The sequence below is a fragment of the Streptomyces sp. NPDC001634 genome, from assembly GCF_040298185.1.
Lineage (GTDB): Bacteria > Actinomycetota > Actinomycetes > Streptomycetales > Streptomycetaceae > Streptomyces.
Map to the genome: position 1 here is coordinate 1 of NZ_JBEOZU010000086.1, position 21323 is coordinate 21323.

15 protein-coding genes and 2 pseudogenes are annotated in these 21323 nt (G+C 68.1%); 6 read left to right on the forward strand and 11 right to left on the reverse strand.

What is annotated here, in order from left to right; all coding sequences use genetic code 11:
- The first annotated feature begins 111 nt into the window (after positions 1-111).
- Positions 112-3444, forward strand: a complete 3333-nt coding sequence (locus tag ABT186_RS38165) for an alginate lyase family protein (protein WP_351929018.1) — start codon at positions 112-114, stop codon at positions 3442-3444.
- A 29-nt stretch (positions 3445-3473) separates the two neighbouring features.
- Complete coding sequence (locus ABT186_RS38170; protein ID WP_351929020.1) at positions 3474-4724, forward strand: alginate lyase family protein; 1251 nt, start codon at positions 3474-3476, stop codon at positions 4722-4724.
- Between the two features lie 66 nt (positions 4725-4790).
- On the opposite strand, the gene ABT186_RS38175 is transcribed toward ABT186_RS38170, so the two are convergent.
- Positions 4791-5852 (reverse strand): LacI family DNA-binding transcriptional regulator, encoded by a 1062-nt coding sequence (locus ABT186_RS38175; protein WP_351929022.1) that lies wholly within the window; start codon positions 5850-5852, stop codon positions 4791-4793.
- Between the two features lie 235 nt (positions 5853-6087).
- Between ABT186_RS38175 and ABT186_RS38180 the strand changes: the two genes are divergently transcribed.
- Positions 6088-7443 carry an NAD(P)/FAD-dependent oxidoreductase gene (locus ABT186_RS38180; RefSeq protein WP_351224874.1) on the forward strand — a complete coding sequence of 452 codons (1356 nt, stop codon included), beginning with the start codon at positions 6088-6090 and terminating at the stop codon, positions 7441-7443.
- Positions 7444-7633: 190 nt separating this feature from the next.
- Positions 7634-8845 carry an acyl-CoA dehydrogenase family protein gene (locus ABT186_RS38185; RefSeq protein ID WP_351224876.1) on the forward strand — a complete coding sequence of 404 codons (1212 nt, stop codon included), beginning with the start codon at positions 7634-7636 and terminating at the stop codon, positions 8843-8845.
- Positions 8846-9283: 438 nt separating this feature from the next.
- Here ABT186_RS38185 and ABT186_RS38190 read toward each other — a convergent pair.
- Positions 9284-9475, reverse strand: a pseudogene (locus ABT186_RS38190) (transposase); the annotation flags it as partial.
- A 333-nt stretch (positions 9476-9808) separates the two neighbouring features.
- Positions 9809-10507 carry a type 1 glutamine amidotransferase domain-containing protein gene (locus tag ABT186_RS38195; RefSeq protein WP_351224878.1) on the reverse strand — a complete coding sequence of 233 codons (699 nt, stop codon included), beginning with the start codon at positions 10505-10507 and terminating at the stop codon, positions 9809-9811.
- 209 nt (positions 10508-10716) lie between these two features.
- Here ABT186_RS38195 and ABT186_RS38200 point away from each other — a divergent pair, with 209 nt between their 5' ends.
- On the forward strand, positions 10717-11247 hold the full coding sequence (locus ABT186_RS38200) for a YbhB/YbcL family Raf kinase inhibitor-like protein (protein ID WP_351224880.1): 531 nt from the start codon (positions 10717-10719) through the stop codon (positions 11245-11247).
- Between the two features lie 60 nt (positions 11248-11307).
- Here ABT186_RS38200 and ABT186_RS38205 read toward each other — a convergent pair whose 3' ends face one another.
- The 6 genes and pseudogenes from ABT186_RS38205 to ABT186_RS38235 all read right to left on the reverse strand — a co-directional run bounded on the left by ABT186_RS38205 (position 11308) and on the right by ABT186_RS38235 (position 16689).
- Positions 11308-12132, reverse strand: a complete 825-nt coding sequence (locus tag ABT186_RS38205; protein ID WP_351929024.1) for an alpha/beta fold hydrolase — start codon at positions 12130-12132, stop codon at positions 11308-11310.
- Positions 12133-12510: 378 nt separating this feature from the next.
- A complete protein-coding gene (locus tag ABT186_RS38210) occupies positions 12511-12660 on the reverse strand; it encodes a hypothetical protein (RefSeq protein ID WP_351929026.1) in 150 nt (49 codons plus the stop codon).
- A gap of 376 nt (positions 12661-13036) precedes the next feature.
- Positions 13037-13362, reverse strand: a pseudogene (locus ABT186_RS38215) (class I SAM-dependent methyltransferase); the annotation flags it as partial.
- Positions 13363-13451: 89 nt separating this feature from the next.
- The gene (locus ABT186_RS38220) at positions 13452-14252 is read right to left on the reverse strand and encodes a maleylpyruvate isomerase family mycothiol-dependent enzyme (protein ID WP_351929028.1); all 801 of its coding nucleotides are present in this window, start codon (positions 14250-14252) and stop codon (positions 13452-13454) included.
- Positions 14249-15151, reverse strand: coding sequence for an NAD(P)-dependent oxidoreductase (locus ABT186_RS48150; protein WP_502973461.1), 903 nt, complete (start codon positions 15149-15151; stop codon positions 14249-14251). The genes ABT186_RS38220 and ABT186_RS48150 overlap by 4 nt, the downstream gene beginning before the upstream one ends.
- A 158-nt stretch (positions 15152-15309) precedes the next feature.
- Positions 15310-16689, reverse strand: a complete 1380-nt coding sequence (locus ABT186_RS38235) for an NADP-dependent succinic semialdehyde dehydrogenase (protein ID WP_351929030.1) — start codon at positions 16687-16689, stop codon at positions 15310-15312.
- Between the two features lie 261 nt (positions 16690-16950).
- On the opposite strand from ABT186_RS38235, the gene ABT186_RS38240 reads away from it, so the two are divergent.
- Positions 16951-18027, forward strand: coding sequence for an NAD(P)-dependent alcohol dehydrogenase (locus ABT186_RS38240; RefSeq protein WP_351224890.1), 1077 nt, complete (start codon positions 16951-16953; stop codon positions 18025-18027).
- A gap of 102 nt (positions 18028-18129) precedes the next feature.
- On the opposite strand, the gene fumC is transcribed toward ABT186_RS38240, so the two are convergent.
- Both fumC and ABT186_RS38250 read right to left on the reverse strand, forming a co-directional pair.
- Positions 18130-19587: a class II fumarate hydratase gene (fumC, locus tag ABT186_RS38245; protein WP_351224892.1), complete on the reverse strand. Its 1458-nt coding sequence runs from the start codon at positions 19585-19587 to the stop codon at positions 18130-18132.
- Positions 19584-21239: an NAD-dependent malic enzyme gene (locus ABT186_RS38250; RefSeq protein WP_351224894.1), complete on the reverse strand. Its 1656-nt coding sequence runs from the start codon at positions 21237-21239 to the stop codon at positions 19584-19586. Before ABT186_RS38250 ends, fumC begins: the two co-directional genes overlap by 4 nt.
- Positions 21240-21323 lie beyond the last annotated feature (84 nt).

The window sequence follows — 21323 nt, forward strand, 5'->3', positions numbered from 1 at the left end:
TACAACCCCATTGGTTACAAACACCCCCCACGGGTGGTTTTTTAAATAAAAAGTTTTTGTTAACAACAGTTTTTAACACACCCCCGCGGTGGCCGCCCCGGCCGCCGCGTCATGACGATCCCCGCGCCGAGCCGCCGCGGCTTCCTCGGCGGCGCAGCGGCCCTGTTGCTGGTGCCGGGCGCGAGCGGACTGCTCGTGCCCGGCACGGCACGGGCCCAGGACGACGCCACCGTCACCAGACCCTTCACCCACCCCGGACTGCTGCACAGCGCCGACGACCTCGCATGTATGAAGGCCGCCGTCGCCGCCAAGGAATCCCCCGTCCACGACGGCTACCTCGCGCTCGCAGCCCATGCGCGCTCATCTGCGTCGTACACCATCCAGAACACCGGCCAGATCACCTCCTGGGGCCGCGGGCCCACCAACTACCAGAACCAGGCCGTCGCCGACTCCGCCGCGGCCTACCAGAACGCGCTGATCTGGGGCATCACCGGCGACCGCGCGCATGCCGACAAGGCCCGGGACATCCTCAATGCCTGGTCGCAGTCCCTGCAGACGATCACCGGGGCCGACGGCCCGCTCGGCGCCGGCCTGCAGGCCTTCAAGTTCGTCAATGCGGCGGAACTGCTGCGGCACACCGGCTACGACGGCTGGAGCGACGCGGACATCGCACGCTGCGAGCGCTCCTTCCTCGATGTCTGGTATCCCGCTGTCTCCGGCTACATGCTCTACGCCAACGGCAACTGGGATCTGACGGCTGTTCAGACCATTCTGGCCATCGGCGTGTTCTGCGAGGAATCCACGCTCTTCGAGGACGGCCTGCGCTTCGCCGCCGCCGGTGCGGGCAACGGCAGCGTCCGCCACCGCATCGTCACCGACGCGGGCCAGGGCCAGGAGAGCGGCCGCGACCAGGGCCACGAGCAGCTCGCCGTCGGACTGATGGGAGACGCCGCCCAGGTCGCCTGGAACCAGGGCGTGGACCTGTGGGGCTTCGACGACAACCGTATCCTCGCCAACTTCGAGTACGCCGCCCGCTACAACCTCGGCGGCGACGTGCCCTTCGTCCCCGACCTCGACCGCACCGGCAAGTACATCAAGACCGTCGTGTCGGACAAGCAGCGCGGCACACTGCCGCCGATCTACGAGATGGCGTACGCGCACTACGCGGGCGTACGCGGCCTCGACACCCCGTACACGAAGAGCGCCGTCTTCCGCGGCACCGGCGGCGCCAGGGCGATCGAGGGCAGCAACGACGACCTGCCGAGCTGGGGCACGCTCACCTATGCCGGGGCGAAGGCCCCCTCGCCGGGCGTGCCGGCCGCACCCGCCGGGGTCACCGCGGCCGGCGACGACCACGCCGTCACCGTGGCCTGGCTGCCCTCCGCCTGGGCGACCTCCTACACGGTCGGCCGGGCCACCAGGCCCGAAGGACCGTTCGAGAAGGTCGCAGAAGGTGTCGAGGAGCCGCGGTACACGGACCGGGACGTGCACCCGGGCCGGACCTACCACTACGGAGTCACCGCCGTCAACTCCCTCGGTACGAGCGGAGGTTCCGCCCGGACGACGGCGACCGCCGGACTCCCGGGGCCCTGGTCGACCCAGGACGCAGGGGACGTGAGGATCCCCGGCTCCGGGGCCTTCGACGGCGAGCGCTTCGTACTGGAGGCGAGCGGCACCGCGGACACCTACCGTCTGGCCCACCTGCCCCTGCACGGGGACGGCACCGTCACGGCCCGGATCGTGTGGCCGCTCAGCTCGCAGTACTCCAAGACCGGCGTCACCCTGCGGGCCTCGCTCGACGCCGACGCCGCGCACGCCTCCATGCTGATCCAGGGCCTGCCGCTGCACACCTGGAGCGGCGTGTGGACCGTACGGCCCACGGCGGGGGCATCCGTCTCCGCCACCGGCAGCACCCCCGTGCCGCCGACCCAGCAGCAGGCCATCACCACGAGCGCCGCCTTCCCGATCTCCGGCCTCGGCGAGCTGCCCGCATCGGCGACACCGCTCGAGGCACCGTATGTCGAGGGCGCGGGCGACGGCTACCGGCTGCGCACCCCGTACTGGGTGCGGGTGACCCGCAAGGGCGCCCGCTGCACCGGCGCCATCTCCCCGGACGGTATCCGCTGGACCGAGGTCGGCTCCAGCGAGGTCGAGCTGGGGAACACCGCTTACGCGGGACTCGCCCTCACCTCCTGCCTGGGTGTCGACGCGTCGTACGCCGAGACCGGCACCGGCGCCTTCGACAACGTCAGCGTGACGTCTGAGGACGGCGACGTCTGGCGCGTACCGCGCCCCACGCGCACCGCCACCGACCTGCGGGCCACCACCGGGGCCGATGCCGTCGAGCTGGCCTGGAGCGATCCGGACCCTTCGGCCCGGTACACGGTGCTGCGGTCCACCGGCGCCGACGGCCTCTACGAGACGATCGCGACCGGCACCGGCCCGGTCGGCTTCGGCACCCGAATCCGGTACGTGGACGCCACCGGTGCACCGGGTACGACGTACCACTACAAGGTTGCCAAGACCAACTGCGCCGGTCGGGGGCCGCTGTCGCAGTCCGCCGCCGCGTCGATGCCCACGCCGTCCATGCCGCAACTCACCTCGTCCACCACGGCGTTCGCCAACCAGGGCGCCGCGTTCAGCTGTCTGCTACGGGCCGAGCACGAGCCCGTGCGGTTCACCGCGGACGGGCTGCCCAAGGGCTTGCGCGTCCACAAGCGCACCGGTCTGATCTCCGGAACGTCCGCCGAAACCGGGGAGTTCACGGTCACGACCACCGCCGGCAACGCATCCGGGACCGCGTCCGGCACGTTGACCCTCACCGTCGGCACACCCCCGCCCGACCCCTGGGCGTACGGGGACCTCGGCGACCCGGTCCTGGGCGACCGGCTTTTCGGGACCCTGGGGGTGGTGGCGATCCGGACGCCCGGCAGTACGTCCTACGACGACGGGACCTTTACGGTCCGCGGCGCGGGCGTCGACCTCACGGTCAACGGCCAGGGAATGACAGGCCAGTTCGTACGGCAGCCGGTCACCGGCGACTGCGGGATCACCGCACGGCTGGTCTCCCGCACCGGCGCCACCGCCGACCGGGTCGGCCTGCTCATGGCCAAGTCCCTGTCGCCGTTCGACCAGGCCGCCGGAGCGATCGTCACGGGCGGGACCACCGCGCAGCTCATGCTCCGCACCACCGTGGCCGGTGCCTCCGCCTTCTCCGGCACGACGACTGTCCGCCTGCCTCTGCTGCTGCGGCTGAAGCGCACCGGTACCGCCTTCGCCGCGGCCGTCTCCACCGATGACGGCGCCACCTGGACCGGCCTTGCCTCCGGCGAGGTCCCGGGATTCGGTGACGCCCCTTACCACGTGGGCCTCGTGGTCTGCTCCCGCAGCCCACTGGCCCTCGGCACCGCCCGGTTCGACGAGGTGAGCATCACCACGATCTAGATCCCCCCACGGATTGGAGATGCACAGCGATGAGCCGCCGCGAACGTCCCCCCGCATCGGTCCGGCGGGAAGAGGTGAGCCGCCGTGGTCTGCTGCAGACCGCGGGCGGGCTCATCGCCGCTCTCGCCCTCGGTGCCTCGGCCGCCGCCACGAAGGCGGACGCGGCACCGGCGACCTTCACCCACCCCGGCATGCTGCACAACGCGGGCGACATCAACCGGGCCAAGGTCAGGGTCGCCGCGGGCAACGACCCCTGGCTGTCGGGCTGGAACAAGCTGATCGCCAATTCCCACTCACATTCCACCTGGACGCCCAACCCGCAGACGACCGTCATCCGCGGCGGCACGGGCGAGAACTACGGCATCCTCTACAACGACATCGCCGCCGCCTACCAGAACGCCCTGCGCTGGAAGGTCGCCGGCACGAGCGCGAACGGCGACTGCGCCGTACGGATCCTCAACGCCTGGTCCGCCAGGCTCACCACCGTCACCGGCAACGCCGACCGGTTCCTCGCCGCCGGGATCTACGGCTGGCAGTTCGCCAACGCCGCCGAACTCATGCGCGGCTACAGCGGGTTCGATCTCACGGCGTTCAAGGACATGATGCTGAACGTCTTCTACCCGCTCAACAAAAGCTTCCTGACCAACCACAACGACGCCTGCATCACCAACTACTGGGCCAACTGGGACCTGTGCAACATGGCGTCGGTGATGGCGATCGGGATCCTGTGCGACGACGGCGCCAAGTACGACCAGGCCGTCACGTACTTCAAGTCCGGCGCGGGCAACGGCTCCATCGGGCACGCGGTGCCGTACCTCTACACCGACGCGAGCGGTTACGGACTCGGTCAGTGGCAGGAGTCCGGCCGTGACCAGGGGCACAGCGTCATGGGCATGGGCCAGATGGGCGCGATCTGCGAGATGGCCTGGAACCAGGGCGACGACCTCTACTCGTACGACGGCCGACGGTTCATGAAGGCGGCCCAGTACGTCGCCAAGTACAACCTGGGCAACGGCGTCCCGTTCACCACGTACACCTGGGGCAGCGGCCAGAACTGCGCCCAGCAGTCACAGACCGTGATCTCGTCCACGTCTCGTGGCCAGGTCCGCCCCGTGTGGGCGATGCTTCACTACCACTACAACCGGCGGCTGTATCTCGACGACAAGTACATCGCCCAGATGGCCTTCTCGGTGGCTCCCGAGGGCGGCGGCGGTGACTACGGCTCGACCAGCGGCGGCTACGACCAGCTGGGCTTCGGCACGCTGATGTACGCCAAGTAGGGCCCGGGAAACCGGGTGACGCACGGGCCCGCCGCCCTCTGCTCCGACGGCGGGCCCGTATCCGTGTCAGCTTCTGGGCGCAGCGACCGAGGCGCGGACGACGACGTGCGTGCCCAGCAGCAGGTGTTCGTCCGGATCGCCCGGGGAGCGGCCGAGAACCGTACGGACGGCGAGCCGGCCCAGCTCCTCGTGAGGTACATGGACCGTCGTCAGCGGGGGGTACAGGTCCCGTGCGAACGGGATGTCGTCGTACCCCGCCAGCGAGACGCCGTCGGGGACGCGTAGACCCGCCTCGTGCAGAGCGGTGAGCGCGCCCGCCGCCACCATGTCCGTGGCGGCCATGACGGCCGTGAACTCCAGCCCCCGCGCCAGGGCTTCGCGCATCAGCCGGTGGCCCGACGCCCGGGTGAAGTCGCCGGACATGATCAGCGCCGGGTCCGGTTCCAGCCCGCGGGCCTGGTGCGCGGTCCGGTAGCCGCGCTCCCGGCCCCGGGCCGTGGCGTTGTCCGCCTCGCCGCCGAGGAAGAGGATCCGCCGGTGGCCCTGGGCGAGCACATGGGAGCACAGGGCGTGGGCGCCGCCCTCGTTGTCGTACTCGATGACCGTCACCGGCGTCCCCGGCGCCAGCGGAGGGCGTCCGCACAGCACGAGCCGCGACCCGGCCGAGGCCAGCAGATCCGCGATCCGTGCCATGCGGTCCCGGTTCTCGGGTGTGTCACCGGTGCCGCCGACGAGGATCACGGCCTTCGTGCGCTGGGCACGCATCATCTCGATGAAGTCCAGCTGGTGTTCGGGATCGCCGTCCGTGCTGCACACCAGGCACAGATGGCCAAGGCGGCTCGCCTCGCGCTCCACACCGTGCGCCATGTGCGCGAACGACGGCCCGGTGATGTCGTCGAGGACGAACGCCAGGGTCGGCGTGCCCACGCCCGCGACGGCCTTGGCACGCGCGTCGGCCACGTAGTCCAGCTCCCGGACCGCCCGCATCACCCGGCTGCGGGTCGCCGCGCTCACCGGGTACGCGCCACCGAGCACACGGGAGACCGTCGATGCGGACACCCCCGCGCGGGCGGCGACGTCCCGGATGGTGTGCCGTCCCTCGGAGCCGTCGCGGCTCTTCCTGGTCAAGACCCCCGCCCCTCCTGTGCCGATGACGGCGCCGCCCGCCCTCCGGACGTGCGGCAACGCTCATGGCAACCGGTTCCCGAGCGGGAGGCTAGCAGCGGTGGAACGGCACGGGCAGGGGAACGGAGGAGCGGTCCGTGAGAGGGTGACGGAGAACCGCGTAAGGGATGCGGATGCGGGCGAGGGCAGTGTTCCCTAGCGTGGCAGGCGTCGTTGGCTCCGCGAGGAGGGACCTGTCATGACCGTGCCCCGGATCGTGATCGTAGGCGGCGGATTCGCCGGGATGGAGACCGCACGCAAACTGGAGCGGATCCTCAAGCCCGAAGAGGCCGCCCTGAAACTCGTGACCCCCTACCCCCACCAGCTCTATCTGCCCCTGCTCCCGCATGTCGCGTCAGGGATCCTCACCCCGCAGTCGGTCGCGGTCTCCCTGCGCCGTCTGCTGCGCCGTACGATCGTCGTGCCCGGCGGGGCGGTCGGCATCGATCCCGCTGCCAAGGCCGTGGTCGTGCGGAAGATCAACGGCGAGACGACCGTCGAGCGCTACGACTATCTGGTGCTGACGCCCGGCAGTGTGACGCGGCAGTTCGACATCCCCGGGGTGGCCCAGCACGCGGTCGGCATGAAGACGCTCGCCGAGGCGGCCTGGGTCCGCGACCACGTCATCTCCCAGCTCGACCTCGCGGCGGCGAGCTCCGACCAGTCCGAACGCGAGATGCGGCTGCAGTTCGTGGTGGTCGGCGGCGGCTATGCGGGCACGGAGACCGCCGCCTATCTGCATGACCTCACCACCGCCGCGGTGAAGCGCTACCCGGGCCTGGATCCGGCCATCGTCAAATGGCATCTGGTGGACATCGCGCCCAAGCTCATGCCCGAACTCGGCGACCGGCTGGGTGCGAAGGCCCTCACCATCCTGAAGCGGCGTGGACTGAACATCTCCCTCGGGGTCTCGGTCGCCGAGGCCACACAGGACACCGTCACTCTCACCGACGGCCGCAAGCTGCCGTGCCACACCCTGATCTGGACCGCGGGGGTCGCGGCCAGCCCGCTGATCGCCACGCTGAACGCCGAGACCAACCGCGGCCGGCTGGTGGTCCGGCCCGACCTGACCGTACCGGGCCTGGACGGGATCTTCGCCCTGGGGGACGCCGCCGCGGTGCCCGACCTCGAGAAGGACGGCGACGCGGTGTGCCCGCCGACCGCCCAGCACGCCATGCGCCAGGGCTGGAGGGCGGCGAAGAACGTCGCGGCGGCGCTGCACGGTGCTCCGCTCGCCGACTACCACCACCGGGACCTGGGACTCGTCGTCGACCTCGGCGGCACCCAGGCCGTCTCCAAGCCGGTCGGAGTGGAGCTCACGGGGCTGCCCGCGCAGGTCGTGGCGCGCGGCTACCACCTGGGGGCCCTGCGGACGATTCCGGCCCGGCTGCGCACCCTGACGAACTGGACGCTCAACGCACTGGCGGGTTACGACTTCGTGCGTACCGGCTTCCAGTCCGGCCGCCCGGCCACGCTCCAGGACTTCGAGCGGACGGACGCCTATCTCACCCCGGAAGCGATCGCCTCGTACACGGCCCGGAAGACGACGGACTGACGTCCGATGGCGAGAAGGCCGCCCGGGCCTGCCGTGCGTGCACCCGGGCCGTCCTCTCATGCGCGCATGCACCGGCAGTCGCGCATGCGCCCATGCAGCGGTATTCGCGCATGCACCGGCATTCCCAATTTCTGGAACACGTTCTACGGTGTGCGCCGTCAGGACCGGCCTTGGGGAGCCTGGAGGCGCCGTGCATCTCGACTACACGCCCGAGCAGCAGCGGTTGCGCACCGAGTTGCGCGGCTATTTCGCCGAACTGGTCCCGCCGGGCGCCCACGCCCTCCCCCATAACCCGAAAGGCATGGGAGGTGCCCCCATCGCCGACCCGGCCGCGCAGAAGCGCTTCTACCGCGAGACCATCCGGCGCCTCGGCACGGACGGATGGCTCGGCGTGGGCTGGCCGAAGGAGTACGGCGGACGCGGGCTGACCCCCATGGAACAGTTCATCTTCTTCGACGAGGCCGCCCAGGCCGGCGTACCGCTGCCGCTGATGGCGCTCAACACCGTCGGCCCCACGCTCATGCAGTTCGGCTCCGACGAGCAGAAGGAGTACTTCCTGCCGAAGATCCTCTCCGGCGAGATCGACTTCGCGATCGGCTACAGCGAACCGGCCGCGGGAACGGACCTCGCGTCCCTGAAGACGCGCGCGGTGCGGGACGGCGACGACTACATCGTCAACGGTCAGAAGATCTGGACGACCAACGGCGACACGGCGGACTGGGTGTGGCTCGCCGTGCGCACGGATCCGGACGCCCCGCCGCACAAGGGCATCACCATGCTTCTGGTGCCGACCTCCGACCCCGGCTACTCCTGCACCCTGATCAACACACTCGCCTCGCACGACACCACCGCGAGCTACTACGAGAACATCCGTGTCCCCGTCTCCCGCCGCGTCGGCGAGGAGAACAAGGGCTGGCGGCTGATCACCAACCAGCTCAACCACGAACGCGTCACCCTCGCCGCACATGGCACCATGGCGATCCGTGCCCTGCACGACGTGCAGCGCTGGGCCATGGAGACCAAGCTCGCCGACGGCCGCCGCGTCATCGACCTGCCCTGGGTGCGCCGCCGCCTCGCCCGGACCCACACGAAGCTCGATGCGATGAAGCTCCTGAACTGGCAGATGGTGAACGCGCTCCAGGAGGGCACGCTGACCCCGCAGGACGCCTCCGCAGTCAAGGTGTACGGCTCCGAGGCCCGGCGCGAGGCGTACGCCTGGCTCATGGAGATCGTCGCCGCCGCGGGCGCGCTGAAGGAGGCCTCGGCGGGAGCCGTGCTCCATGGCGAACTGGAGCGCGGCTACCGCTCGGCCGTGATCTTCACCTTCGGTGGCGGGAACAACGAGATCCAGCGCGAGATCATCTCCTGGATCGGTCTGGGGATGCCCCGCGTACGCAGGTGACCCTCTTGTGACGAGGATTTTTAGTTGGCACAAAAGAGGGATAGTTGGCACCGGAATTAGCTGGGACCGAGACCGGTCGGCCGAGCCGTGAAACGGCAGTTGGCGCGGCAAGGGTGGCCCCAATTCACGCTCGAGTGGTTGCCGCCTGCCGGGCCGCGAGTTCTCCGTTGGCGCCGCGTCCGAGGTTCCCCGTGGACGTACACCAGCGGCAGCGGGCGTTCTGGCTGGGACCTTGGAGATGTCGTTCGCGAGTTCCAGGGCGGTGGATGACTGATCCGAGATCCTCGTCGTTCTCGTGCAGGCCGACGGATGCGAGAAGGAAGTGGGTCACGGCCTCGCCGACGGCGAGTGTGTTGAAGGGCATCACGCTGGGTGCGGGTACACCGGGGACGTACCGGGCTTGCTCGCGCTCCGCCTCGGGGTGCCCTTGATGCCCGAGTATGTTCCTCGCCAGGTGGGGGTGGTCTCGTCCGTTATGCGCCTGGTGGGGTTGTCGACCGAAGCGATGTGGATCATGGCTTCGGGGCTGGTGGTGAGGGTTTCGTAGTCGCGGGCGAGACGGCGGTGCATCATGATCCAACCGATACTCCGCTCGACCACCCAGCGTCTTTTCACGACGTGAAACCCGCGGGTATGGCGGTCCGGTGTGCGGCTTGCATGGCGTCCCCAAATGCAGGCAGGCGTAAGGCCCCAGGTAGGAAGGAGCTTCGAGAGGCTGCTCCGACGGCAGGCGTCTCGCGTATCGACCGGTGTGACGGGGGACACTGAGCTGCTCCAGCACGGCTGCTGAGGCGTCGGCGATCCGCTCGCCTGCCGCCGCCAGCAGTCACCCCGGGTGGCGCGAGCACGCTTCGGCATCCGGGAATCAAGCGCCCGCCGACGCCCCTCATCAGAACAGTCAGCCCCGTCGGGCCTCAACCCGCCGGGACCGCGGCTCCTGTGTCGGAGAGTCAGCAGATGCTTTCAGGAGGATAGAGCCTTGACGAGTTCCTCGGCGAGAGGCCCCGAGGACGCCGGGTTCTGGCCCGTGATGAGGTGGCGGTCCGCGACCGTGTAAGGCTCCCAGGCAGGGCCCCGCGAATAGTCGGTGGGCAGCTTTTTCAGCTCGTCCTCCAGCAGCCACTTTGCCTTGTCGGCAAAACCGACACCGGCCTCCTCCTCGTTGCAGAAACCCGTTACCCGGTAGTTCGCGAAGGGCGTGTCGCCGTTCGCGTCACGGGTCGCAAGGAAAGCAGCCGGGGCATGACACACGACGCCGAGGGGTTTGCCGGAGGCAAGTGCCTCCCGCAGGAGCGCCCCAGAATCCGGGTCGACCGAAAGGTCTTCCATCGGGCCGTGGCCTCCGGGGTAGTAGACCGCGTCGTGGTCCTCGAGACGCACGTCCTTGAGGGAGATGGGGTGCCGCAGCTCCTCGGCCTTCTCGATGACGGCCTCTTCCCGGAGGGAGTTTTCCTCGCCACCCGCCATACCGGGCCTCAGGCTCATCGTGTCCACAACGGGAATGACGCCCCCTGGAGTTGCCACGGTGACCTCGTGTCCGGCATCGGTGAACACGGTGTAAGGCGCCACGAACTCCTCGGCCCAGTAGCCGGTGGGGTGCCGATGCCCGTCCTTCAAGGTCCAATAGCTTGCGCCGGTCATCACGCACAGGATCTTGGCCATGGGATGCTCCTCTAAAAGACGTTCACCCGGGGAGGGCGCAGCAGTTTGAGACCTACATAACAAGGATGAGTGGACATCTCGAAATCGGCAACTTGCGGCTGATCGGTGCACGCGTATCATATGTGAGCGTCAAGAAACGGTAATGGAATTCTTGCGCCGAAAAATAGGAGGTGCGCGGGCCCGACAGCAGAACATTTCGGAGGATTGCCATGATCAAACCCTATGGCCCCTACGATTTCATGCCGCCGATCAGGACCTTTTCGTTGACCTCCGATTCCGTGGCCAACGGCGAGCAACTGGCCCGCGAGCAGGTGAGCGGCATCCTGGGAGCAGGCGGATCGGACGTCTCACCGCAGCTGAGCTGGTCCGGCTTTCCCGAGGAGACCCGGAGTTTCACGGTGGCGATGTTCGACCCCGATGTGCCTACCGCTTCGGGCTTCTGGCACTGGGCTGTGGCCAATCTGCCCGCCTCCGTGACCGACCTTCCGGCCGGGGCGGGGGACGGCAGGGATCTGCCGGGTGGCGCGGTGACACTGGCCAACGACGCCGGCTACAGAAGGTACCTCGGTCCGGCAACGCCTCCAGGCAACGGTCCGGACCGCTACTTCCTTGTGGTGCACGCCGTCGACGTGGAAGAACTGGAGGTGTCCGGGACAACGACCCCTGCCTACCTGGAGTTCCTCCTGTTCAGCCACGGACTTGCGAGAGCGACGTTGTACGGCACCTTTGAGCGGGCCTAGCCTGAAGGCGCATGAGGGTCCGTCAGCAAGCCGACGGACCCTCCGTGCAACCACCTCATTTCACTTCTTCCGCATATAGCCCTCGGCGGCGTCGACAATCAGGTTCTTGACCGCCTGCGGGTGGGAAACGAGGGACACGTGCGATGAGTTGATCTCCACTGTCTTACGGGCGTTCGCGCGCTTCGCCTCGAACAGCTCCAAGGCCGGGTTGATCGCCTGGTCCTGCCTGCCGACGAGGACGTATACGGGCTTGTTCCGCCAGGCCGCGCCAGTGAGCTTGTCCGCGAACGCCGACAGCGCGATCGGACGCTGGGTGGCTCCCATGAGGTTGGTCTGGCTGGTGGGCAGGTCGGCGGCGAAGACCTGGTGCAGTTTGTCCGGCCGCACGTAGACGTCCGTGCCGGTGGTGCCGTCACCGTTGCTGAAGGGCACCTGCTTCAGGGCCTTGGTGAGCGGGGCGGCCGGGAACTTCGCGGACAGACTGGAGAAGGACTCTCCCGCGTCCGGCATGATCGCGTTGATGTAGACGAGCGCCTTGACGTTGTCGTTTCCGGCGGCGGCCTGGGAAATCACCTCTCCGCCGTAGGAGTGGCCGACCAGGACGATCGGTCCCTTGACGGATTTCAGGAAACTTGCGAGGTAGGCCGAGTCCTGGGGAATGCCGCGGAGCGGGTTGGCCGGCGCGTCCACCGTGTAGCCGTTCTGCTGGAGCCGCTGCACGACCCCGTTCCAGCTGGACGCGTCGGCGAAGGCGCCGTGGACGAGCACGATGGTGGGCTTCGCCCGGCCGGGATCACCGCTCGGAGCACCGGCCTGCGCCGTTTCGACTGTCAGTGCGGAGGTGATACCCGATACGGCCAGAAGAGCCGCAGCCCATCGGGCCATGTGTACCGTACGGAGGGACTCGCGGGATATTCGCATGCCGGTCCTTCGGTGCGGGGACGTCGGACGACGCCCGGGATTCCATATTCGATGGCACCTGGCGGTTTGTCCCGGTCCAGGGGCCATTCGAGTGAACTCAGAATCTCGCGGCATCACTCCCGCGGACTGTGGCGGACAAGGATTATTCGCCGAATTCCCGGGATGCCGCCGGCGTCGAGGCCGCTTCATCCCGGTGGTTTCAATTTCGTGGGCAACCTGATTTCCGGTGAACACTTCGGAGTCGGGCGTCGACCGTTTTCGAATACGGAGACATATTGGCCGGCGAAGGGTGCAATACATTGTCGGAGAGTGCCAATTCGTTTGCACTCGGGCGCCGTTTGATCAACCCTCGCTGTGCATCTGCCGCGCAGGAAGCCTCTTCGTCTCCCAATCCGGTGGCACGATCACCTCGGGCCGGTGATTGCCGCCGAGCTCCACGCGCACACCCTTGCCGGGCGCGACCGCCCAACCATCGGTTCCCCAGTTGCTCACACCATGTCCTTCCTTGATCAGCGCAGCAGGCCCTGCGCCAGCCAGAGAGTGATCTCGTGCGGGCGGCCCTGCTGGAACATCTGCGGTATGTCCCTGCCGTGCGAGGCGATCTCGTCGGCGATTGTTGTGACGTCCGGCTCCCAGCCGTGCGCCTCCAGCCATGGGGCGGGGGCAGGGCCGGCCCGTCCTGGAAGAAGTTCACGATGCGCCCGATGACCGCGGACTCCGTCTCGTCGACCGTAGCCACATCGTCCTGGCGGGGAGTGCTCTCGAAGTATTCGAGTGCCAGGCGGCTGCCGTGGGTACTCAGGCGCGTCACGGTTTCGATCAGACGGTCGGAGTCCTCGGGCGACAGGTACACGAAGAGCCCCTCGATGAGCCACATGGTGGGTTGGAGGGGATCGAAGTCAGCGCTTGCACCCAGGGGCCGCGCAGGTCGGCGGCGACCGGCCGCCGTCCGCCGCGGGGCGCCAGCCGGGCGGCGTCCATGACCGCTTCCTTGAACTGCAGTACGGGTTCGGTGTCCACCTCGTAGACCGTGGTGTCGGCCGGCAGGCCCAGGCGGACGGCTCGCGAGTCGAATCCAGCCGCGACGATGACCACTTGGCGTATCCCTGCCGCAGCGGCGGCGAGAACGCGTTCGTCATAGAAGCGGGTGCGGACGCCCAGGTAGGTCGCCAGCATGTACCACGCCTCGGTGAGGTCACCGCTGTCCCGGTCGGGCCCGGACCAGCGCCTTGCGAATGGCGCGCCGAGACCAACATGCCGGGACCGACATCACGGGAGATCCGCTAAACGATGTTGAGGTGGTCGAGGAACGGGGTCGCGGCGGACGCGTCGCCCGTGATGCGGCAGTGGTCGCGCCAGGGTTTGCGGGTGGTGGCCCAGGCGATGAAGTCGAGGGCGGTGCTGTGGATCCGGGTGGCGGCGGCGTCCGCACCTGGTGTCACGGTCAGCTGTCCGTCCGGTGCGGTCGCGGGGAGGATCGTGACGGTGGTGGCGCCCGGCCCGGTCAGGTCGAGGACGAGGGGCCGGCCGACGGTGGCGGTGAGTTCGGGCCCCTGCATCTGGGGGAGGCCGGCGAGCATGAACTCGATGGCGGGGGCGACCTGGTCGTCGGTCGGTTCCGGCAGAGTGAACGGGAGCGGGCCGTCTGGGGCGAGCAGGTCGTTGCGCAGGTGGCAGAAGACGTTGAACGCCATGGTGTTCGCCAGGAGATGGCGCGGATACGTCCCGAGTCCGGCCACCTCGACGGGCTCGTCCGCGCCGGGTGGTTCCTGGGCCGCTGCCAGCAGGTCCAGCTGCCGGGGGGTGCTGCGCCGCCACTCGTCGAGGACTTCGGCATGGCTCCAGCCACGGCGTTCGTCCACGCGCAGGTCGTGGTAGCGCTCGCGGTTCTTCGGCAGTGAGGGGTCGGGCGGTGGAGGGTCCACCGCCTCGGAGGCGAGGGCCGCGAGGTGGGCCACCACGTCGATGACGCGCCAGCCGGCGCACGCAGACGGCAGCCCCCACTGTCCGTCGTCCAACTGAGGGATGATTTCGGCGAGTTGTGCCGTGCTCGAACGTGCGGCGGCCAGACCGGCATGGGTCATCGTTTCTCCAGCCTCTCTCGAGGGGACGGCCAGGTCAGGATGCCGCCTGGCGGGACATGCGGTAGGTCGCGGCGACGTCCGCGCGGCCGAGTCCGTCGTCGGCCGCGAGGCGGAGGCGTTCGCGTACGACTTCCGCGATGCCCAGGTGCAGGCCGGCGGCACGGGCGGTGTCGGTGATCAGGCCGGCGTCCTTGGCCGCCGCTTCGAGGGGGAAGGAGGGGCGTGTCGAGGTCGTCGTCGATCATCTTCGGGCCCTTGCTCTGCACGTACGAGCTGTTGAGGCCGCTGCCGTCGAGGACGTCGATGACCAAGCGTGGATCCACCCCCAGGGCGTCGGCGAGGGTGAGGGACTCCGCGATGCCCTCGACGGTAGCGAGTACCCAGGCGTTGTAGGCGAGTTTGAGGCTGCTGGGCTGGCCGACCTCGTCGAGCCACACGGTGCGTGTGCCGACCGCCTCCAGGACCGGTCGCACCTCCTGCCGTGCCTCCTGCTGGGGGGAGGCGGCCAGGATGGTCAGAGTGCCGGCCACGGCCGGTTCCTTGGTGCCGAGGAGGGGGGCTTCGACGTACGCGACGTTCAGGCGGGTCGCCTGTTCCGCGAGACGGCGAGACCCGTCCGGGGACACCGTGCACGTCTGCACCCACACCGTGTAGCCGCCCAGGCCCTCGCGAGCCTGGTCCATCACGTCGGCGACCACCATCTCGTTCGCGAGCGCGGTCAGTGCGACGTCGGCGCCGCGGCAAGCCTCGGCCGGCGTGTCGCACACGGCGGCTCCGACGGCGGCCAGTGGTTCGGCGGCGGCGCGGTTGTGGTTCCACGCGCGCACGCCCAGTCCCGCCGCCGCGATGTTGCGCGCCATGGCATCCCCCATGGTGCCGGTGCCAAGCACCGCGACCACGGGCCCTCCCTGATCCCTTTCCTGATCAGACGACGCCGTCCGGTTCGTACCACTCATCGGCGGACCTCCATACCCGCTCGGCGGACAGCGCGCGGCGACAAACGGCGGGCGGCGTGCAGGCCCCCGGTTTTCGGCAGGCCGCCCGATCCCTGTCCGGTTCAGGCGTCCTGGCCGATCCAGACGGTCTTGGCGTTCATGAACTCCCGCATGCCGAGGTCGGACAACTCACGTCCGTAGCCGCTCCGTTTGACGCCGCCGAAGGGGATCTCGGGGTAGCTGGTCGTGTTGCCGTTGATGAACGCCATGCCCGACTGGACGTCGCGGACGAAGAGTTCGCGTTCGGCCTCGTCCTCGCTCCACAGATTCGACCCGAGGCCGTAGGGGTGGCCGTTGGCTTCCCGCAGGGCCTCCTCCAGGGAGGAGACGGTCCACACCTGCGCCACCGGGCCGAAGACCTCCTCGTGGTACATCCGCATCTCCGGGGTGATGCCGGTCAGCACGGTGGGCGGGTAGAACCAGCCGGGCCCGTCCGGGCGTTCGCCGCCCAGCAGCACCGTCGCGCCCTTGGCGACGGCGTCGTCGACGTAGGACTCCACGTCCCGCCGACCGGACTCGGTGGCCAGCGGGCCGACATCGGTGCCCTCGTCCATGGGGTCGCCCATCACCAGTGCGCCCATCTTCGCCACGAACATCTCGATGAACGCGTCACCGATGTCCTCGTGCACGAAGAAGCGCTTGCCGTTGATGCAGGACTGTCCGTTGTTCAGGGTCCGTGCCTTGACCGCGACATCGGTGGCCTGCTCCAGGTTCGTGGAGGGCATGACGATGAACGGGTCGGAGCCGCCGAGTTCGAGGACCACCTTCTTGATCTCGTCGCCGGCGATGGCGGCCACCGACCGCCCGGCCGGTTCGCTGCCCGTGAGCGTCGCGGCCGCCACCCGCGGGTCGCGCAGCACCTGCTCCACCCTCCTCGCGGAGATCAGCAGGGTCTGGAACACGTCGTCCGGGAAGCCCGCGTCACGGAAGAGCTCCTCCAGGTACAGGGCGCACTGCGGCACGTTCGAGGCGTGCTTGAGCAGGCCCACGTTCCCCGCCATCAGCGCGGGTGCGGCGAACCGCATGGCCTGCCACAGCGGCAGGTTCCATGGCATCACTGCGAGTACGACACCGATCGGCTGGTACGTGACGAACGTCTGCTTCGCGCCCACGCGCCCGCCGTCACCCTCCAGGTCCCGCAGGAACGCAGGGCCCTCGGTGGCGTAGAAACGCAGCCCGTGAATGCACTTGGCCACTTCCTGCTCCGCCGCCCGGAAGGTCTTGCCCATCTCGGTGGTGATCATCCCGCTGACGCTCTCGATCTCCTTCTCCAGACGGTCGGCGGCATGCTGCAGCCACTCCGCCCGCTGCTCGACGCCCGTCAGCCGGTACGAGGCGGCCGCCGCCGCCCTGGCGAGCTTGTCTTCGAGTTCCTCGGGGGTCAGCTCGTCGAAACTCCTGAGGACCTCTCCTGTCACAGGACTCGTCGTTGCGATAGCCATGGATCCACGGTATGGCCACCCCGCAGGGTCGGCAATTCACCCATTTGCCCCTTTATTGCCTCCGGAGGCAGTGCTCGTCGTCCAACCAGACACCACCTGCTCGGCACCGACTCACCCAGCACGACACGGGATGCACCGCAAGCGCAGGCGCGCGACCATGGTGGGGTCCGAAGCGGCGGCCGCGGTGACCGACACCGGGACTGCGTGTTCGCGCCCTCCGGCCCGGGCCGCTTTCCGCCTGCCTACGAAATCGAGGTTCTCATGGCGAACATGCAGGCAGCCCGGATGTACGGATACAAGGAACCCCTTCGGATCGAAGAGGTCCCGGTGCCCGAGCCCGGGCCGGACGAGATACTCCTCAAGGTCGCCGCGACCGGCATGTGCCGAAGCGACTACCAGCTTCTCACCGGCTACTTCGAGGGTCCGTTCCCGGTGGATCTGCCCTACATCCCCGGTCACGAGGTCACGGGCCGGGTGGCGGGACTGGGCAGCGAGGTGCCCACGACGGTGGGCTACTCGGAGGGCGACATGGTCGTGGTCAACCCCAGCTGGGGGGACGGCACTTGCCGGCAGTGCCGCGAAGGCAACGAACAGCTGTGCAGCGGCAACGGCCGGTGGGTGGGCTTCGGCCCTCCGGGCGGCTTCGCCGAGTACATGGCCGTGGAGTGCCGCCACGCGATCCCGGTCTCGGAGGAGGCGGCGAAAGCACCCGAGCTCCTCGCCCCCATGACCGACGCGGGCATGACCCCGTACCGGGGGATGCGCAAACTCCGGGACGCGGGCAAGCTCGGCCCCGGCCGTACCGTCGCGGTCACGGGCATCGGCGGGCTGGGCAGCTACGCGGTCCAGTACGCGAAACTGCTCGGCGGCGGCGCGACCGTGGTGGCGCTCGCGCGGACAGACAGCAAGCTGGACGTGGCGAAGGAGAACGGTGCGGACCACGGGATCAACGTCAGGAACAAGTCCACGGAGGCCATCCAGGACGAACTGGAGAGGCTGACCGGCCGCAGGACGATCCACGCCATCCTCGACTGCGTCGGCAGCGGGCCGTCCATCTCCATGGGCTTCGACCTACTGGGCCCCGAGGGTGCGCTGGCGGCCGTCGGCCTCATGAGCCAGCGCGTCGAGCACCGGCAGTTCCCCTTCGTGGGCACCGAGTTGTCCTACATTGGTTCCTTCTGGGGCAACCACCTAGACCTCGTCGAGGTGCTCTCGCTCGCCGAGGCCGGCCTCATCAAACACAACGTGACCAAGGTCAGGCTGGAGGACATCAACGAGAACCTGGACGCCCTGGGCCGTGGCGATGTCATCGGACGCCAGGTCATCGTCTTCGGATGACACCTCGGCGGACAGACCCGGCAAACGCCGGGCTGCCCGCCACCACGCGTGCCGAAGCCCCGTGCCTCAGGGTAGTCCTCGATGCCGTCCAGTGCCTCTGCGTCAGGCGCCGGAAACACCGTGGCCGACCATGGAGAGTGGATCGACAACGGAGTCGAACGTCTTCTCGTCGACGTGGCCGCTGGCCAGGGCTGCCTCTTTGAGTGTCTGGCCATTGGCCAGGGCGGATTCGGCGATGTGTGCGGCGTTCTGATACCCGATGACGGGGCTCAGCGCCGTGACCAGCATCAGGCTCTCGTCAACGTACTGGGCAATCCTTTCCCGGTTGAGCTCCGTGCCGCTGACGGAGAATTTCCGGAACTTCTCCATCCCGTCGGCGAGGATGCGCGCGGAGTGAATGAAGTTGTTAATAATGACCGGGCGCATAGCATTCAGCTCGAAATTGCCCTGACTCCCGGCGAATGCAACTGCCGAGTCGTTGCCGAGCACCTGAATCGCGATCATAACGATGGCTTCGCACTGGGTCGGATTGACTTTGCCGGGCATGATCGAGGAGCCGGGTTCATTCTGTGGAAGCAGCAGCTCGGCGAATCCAGTGCGCGGGCCCGAGGCCAGCCACCGCATGTCGTTGGCGATCTTCATCAAGGCCACGGCCAGTCCGCGTAGCGCCCCGTGCGCCCGCACCATCGGGTCCAGGGACCCCTGTGCCATGAACTTGTTCTCGGCCGTGGCGAAGGGCTTGCCGGTCAATTCGGCGATCTTGTTCGCGACGTCCCGGCTGAAGCCCGTTGGCGCGTTCAGCCCCGTGCCGACGGCGGTGCCGCCCAGGGCAAGTTCGAGCAGGCAGTGGCGGCTGTGCTCGATTTCCTGGATGCAGGCGTGCAGTTGCGCTGCATAGCCGGACCACTCCTGTCCGACGGTGAGCGGTACGGCGTCCTCGAGGTGCGTGCGGCCGATCTTGACGACCTCGGCCCATTCCGTGGCCTTTGCCTCGATGGATGCGGCGAGTTCCCGGGCCTGAGGCAAGAGATGCTCGTCGATCTGTTGCACGGAGGCGATGTGCATCGCGGTCGGGAAGCTGTCGTTGCTGGACTGCCCCATGTTGACGTCGTCGTTCGGGGCGATCGGCTGCTGCGTCCCGAGCGTGCCGCCGAGCAGCTGTGACGCACGGTTGGATATGACCTCGTTGACGTTCATGTTGCTCTGGGTGCCTGACCCCGTCTGCCAGACGAAGAGCGGAAAGTGGTCGTCGAGCTCCCCCGCGATCGTCTCCTCAGCTGCCCGTACGATGGCCTGCTTCTTCCACTCGGGCAGCCGCCCGGCGGCAGCGTTCACCAACGCTGCCGCCTTCTTCACGTAGCCGTAGGCGTGGTAGACCTCCTTCGGCATCCGGTCGTCGCCGATCGAGAAGTGGAGGAGCGAGCGCTGCGTCTGCGCGCCCCAATACCGGTCCGCCGGCACCTCGACGGTGCCCATGCTGTCGAATTCCTGCCGGGTTCCACTGGCTTGGATTCCGATCGCCGTGTTCTGCATCTTGGGGGGCAACTGGTTGTCGCTCATTGCCCGCCCTCCAGGTCGTCCGTGGGGTAGGTCGGCTGCCACATCGCGTCTTGGACAGCCTGAATGAGGTCGTCGTGGGACTTGGTTGCGACACCGTCCTCTGCCGCGGCACGGGCGACGGCGACCGCGACCGTCGCGGACGACGCCCTCAGGTTCGCGACCGGTGGCAGGAGTGATGCTCCTGGCAGCGACACATCGACCTGGCCTGCCACCGCCTCGGCGGCGGCAAGCAGCATGTTGTCCGTTACATGCCGGGCACCCGAGACGATCGTTCCGAGGCCGAGCCCCGGGTAGAGGAGGGCGTTGTTGGCCTGCCCGATCTCGTAGGAGACCCCGTTGTACCGGACCGGCTCGACCGGGATACCGACCGCCATCAGTGCTCTGCCCTCGGACCACGGCACTGCATCCGACGGCATGACTTCGATACGGCTCGTCGGGTTCGACAGCGGCAGGAGGATCGGACGCTCGACGCCCTCGGCCAGCGTGCGCACGACGTCCTCGGTGAACGCGTTGTGTGCGGTGGAGGTGCCGATGAGGATGGTGGGCTTGACGTGTTCGACGGTGGTGAGCAGATCGATCTCACCGTCAGACCAGTCGCTCACCTCCGACTTCGGCCGTGCATAGACCTGCTGGTAATCGGGCAGGTCTCGCATGTCATCGGTGACCAGGCCGTGGACGTCGACGAGCCAGATGTTCTTCTTCGCCTCGTCGGGGGTCGCACCGTCACGCAGCATCGCTGCGTGGATCTGGTCGGCCATACCGGTGCCGGCGGTTCCCGCGCCGAAGACGACGAGCCGTTGCTCTGACCAGCGTCCCCGGGTCACCTTCAGAGCCGAAAACACTGAAGCCATGACGATGGCACCGGTGCCTTGCATGTCGTCGTTGAAGATCCGGTATCTGTCGGAGTTCTCCACCAGGATCCGCCGGGCGTTCGACGGTCCGAAGTCCTCGAAGTGCAGAAGCGCACTCGGGAACAGTTCGGACGCGGTCTGGAGGTAGAGAGCGATGAAGTCGTCGTACCGCTTTCCGGTGACCCGTGCGTGCCGGTTACCCAGGTACGACGGGTTGTTGAGAAGCTGCTCGTTGTCTGTCCCCACGTCAAGGTTCACAGCTATGACACGGTTGGGATCGATCCCGGCGGCGGCAGAGTAGACGGCGAGTTTCCCGATGGAGATGTCGGTCCCGTTGACGCCCCAGTCCCCGATGCCCAGAATCTCCTGGGCATCGGATACGACGATCAGATCGACGTCATCTGCGCCAAGACCCAGCGACTCGAACGAGGCCTTCACGTCCTCGGGACGGTCGATCGACAGGTACACCGCTCGCGAGTCACGGTAGTCGACGGACCACTTCTCGATCGCCTCGCCGACTGTGGGGTCGTAGACCACAGGGAGCAACTCATCGAGGTGGTCTGCGAGCAGCTTGAAGTACAGCACCTGATTGCGGTCGTGGACCTCGTTGAGGTAGATGTACTTCTGCAGGTTGGAGGGCTGCTGCTGCAGCTGCGCGTAAGCCCGGTCGGCTTGCTCGTCGAGAGTCTCAACGGCCGCCGGCAGCCGCCCCGTGATCCCGAGCTTCGCCCGCTCCTCCAGCGTGAAAGCCGTGCCGCGGTTACGGTAGCGATCCTGCAGCACAGTTGGCCTGACAGGCATTGATGTACCTCCAGCTGTCGTGAGCGCCGTGCGCTCATGAGCGCGCGTGGCTACGCCGGCGCGAGGGCCCGTCACCAGGCCCAC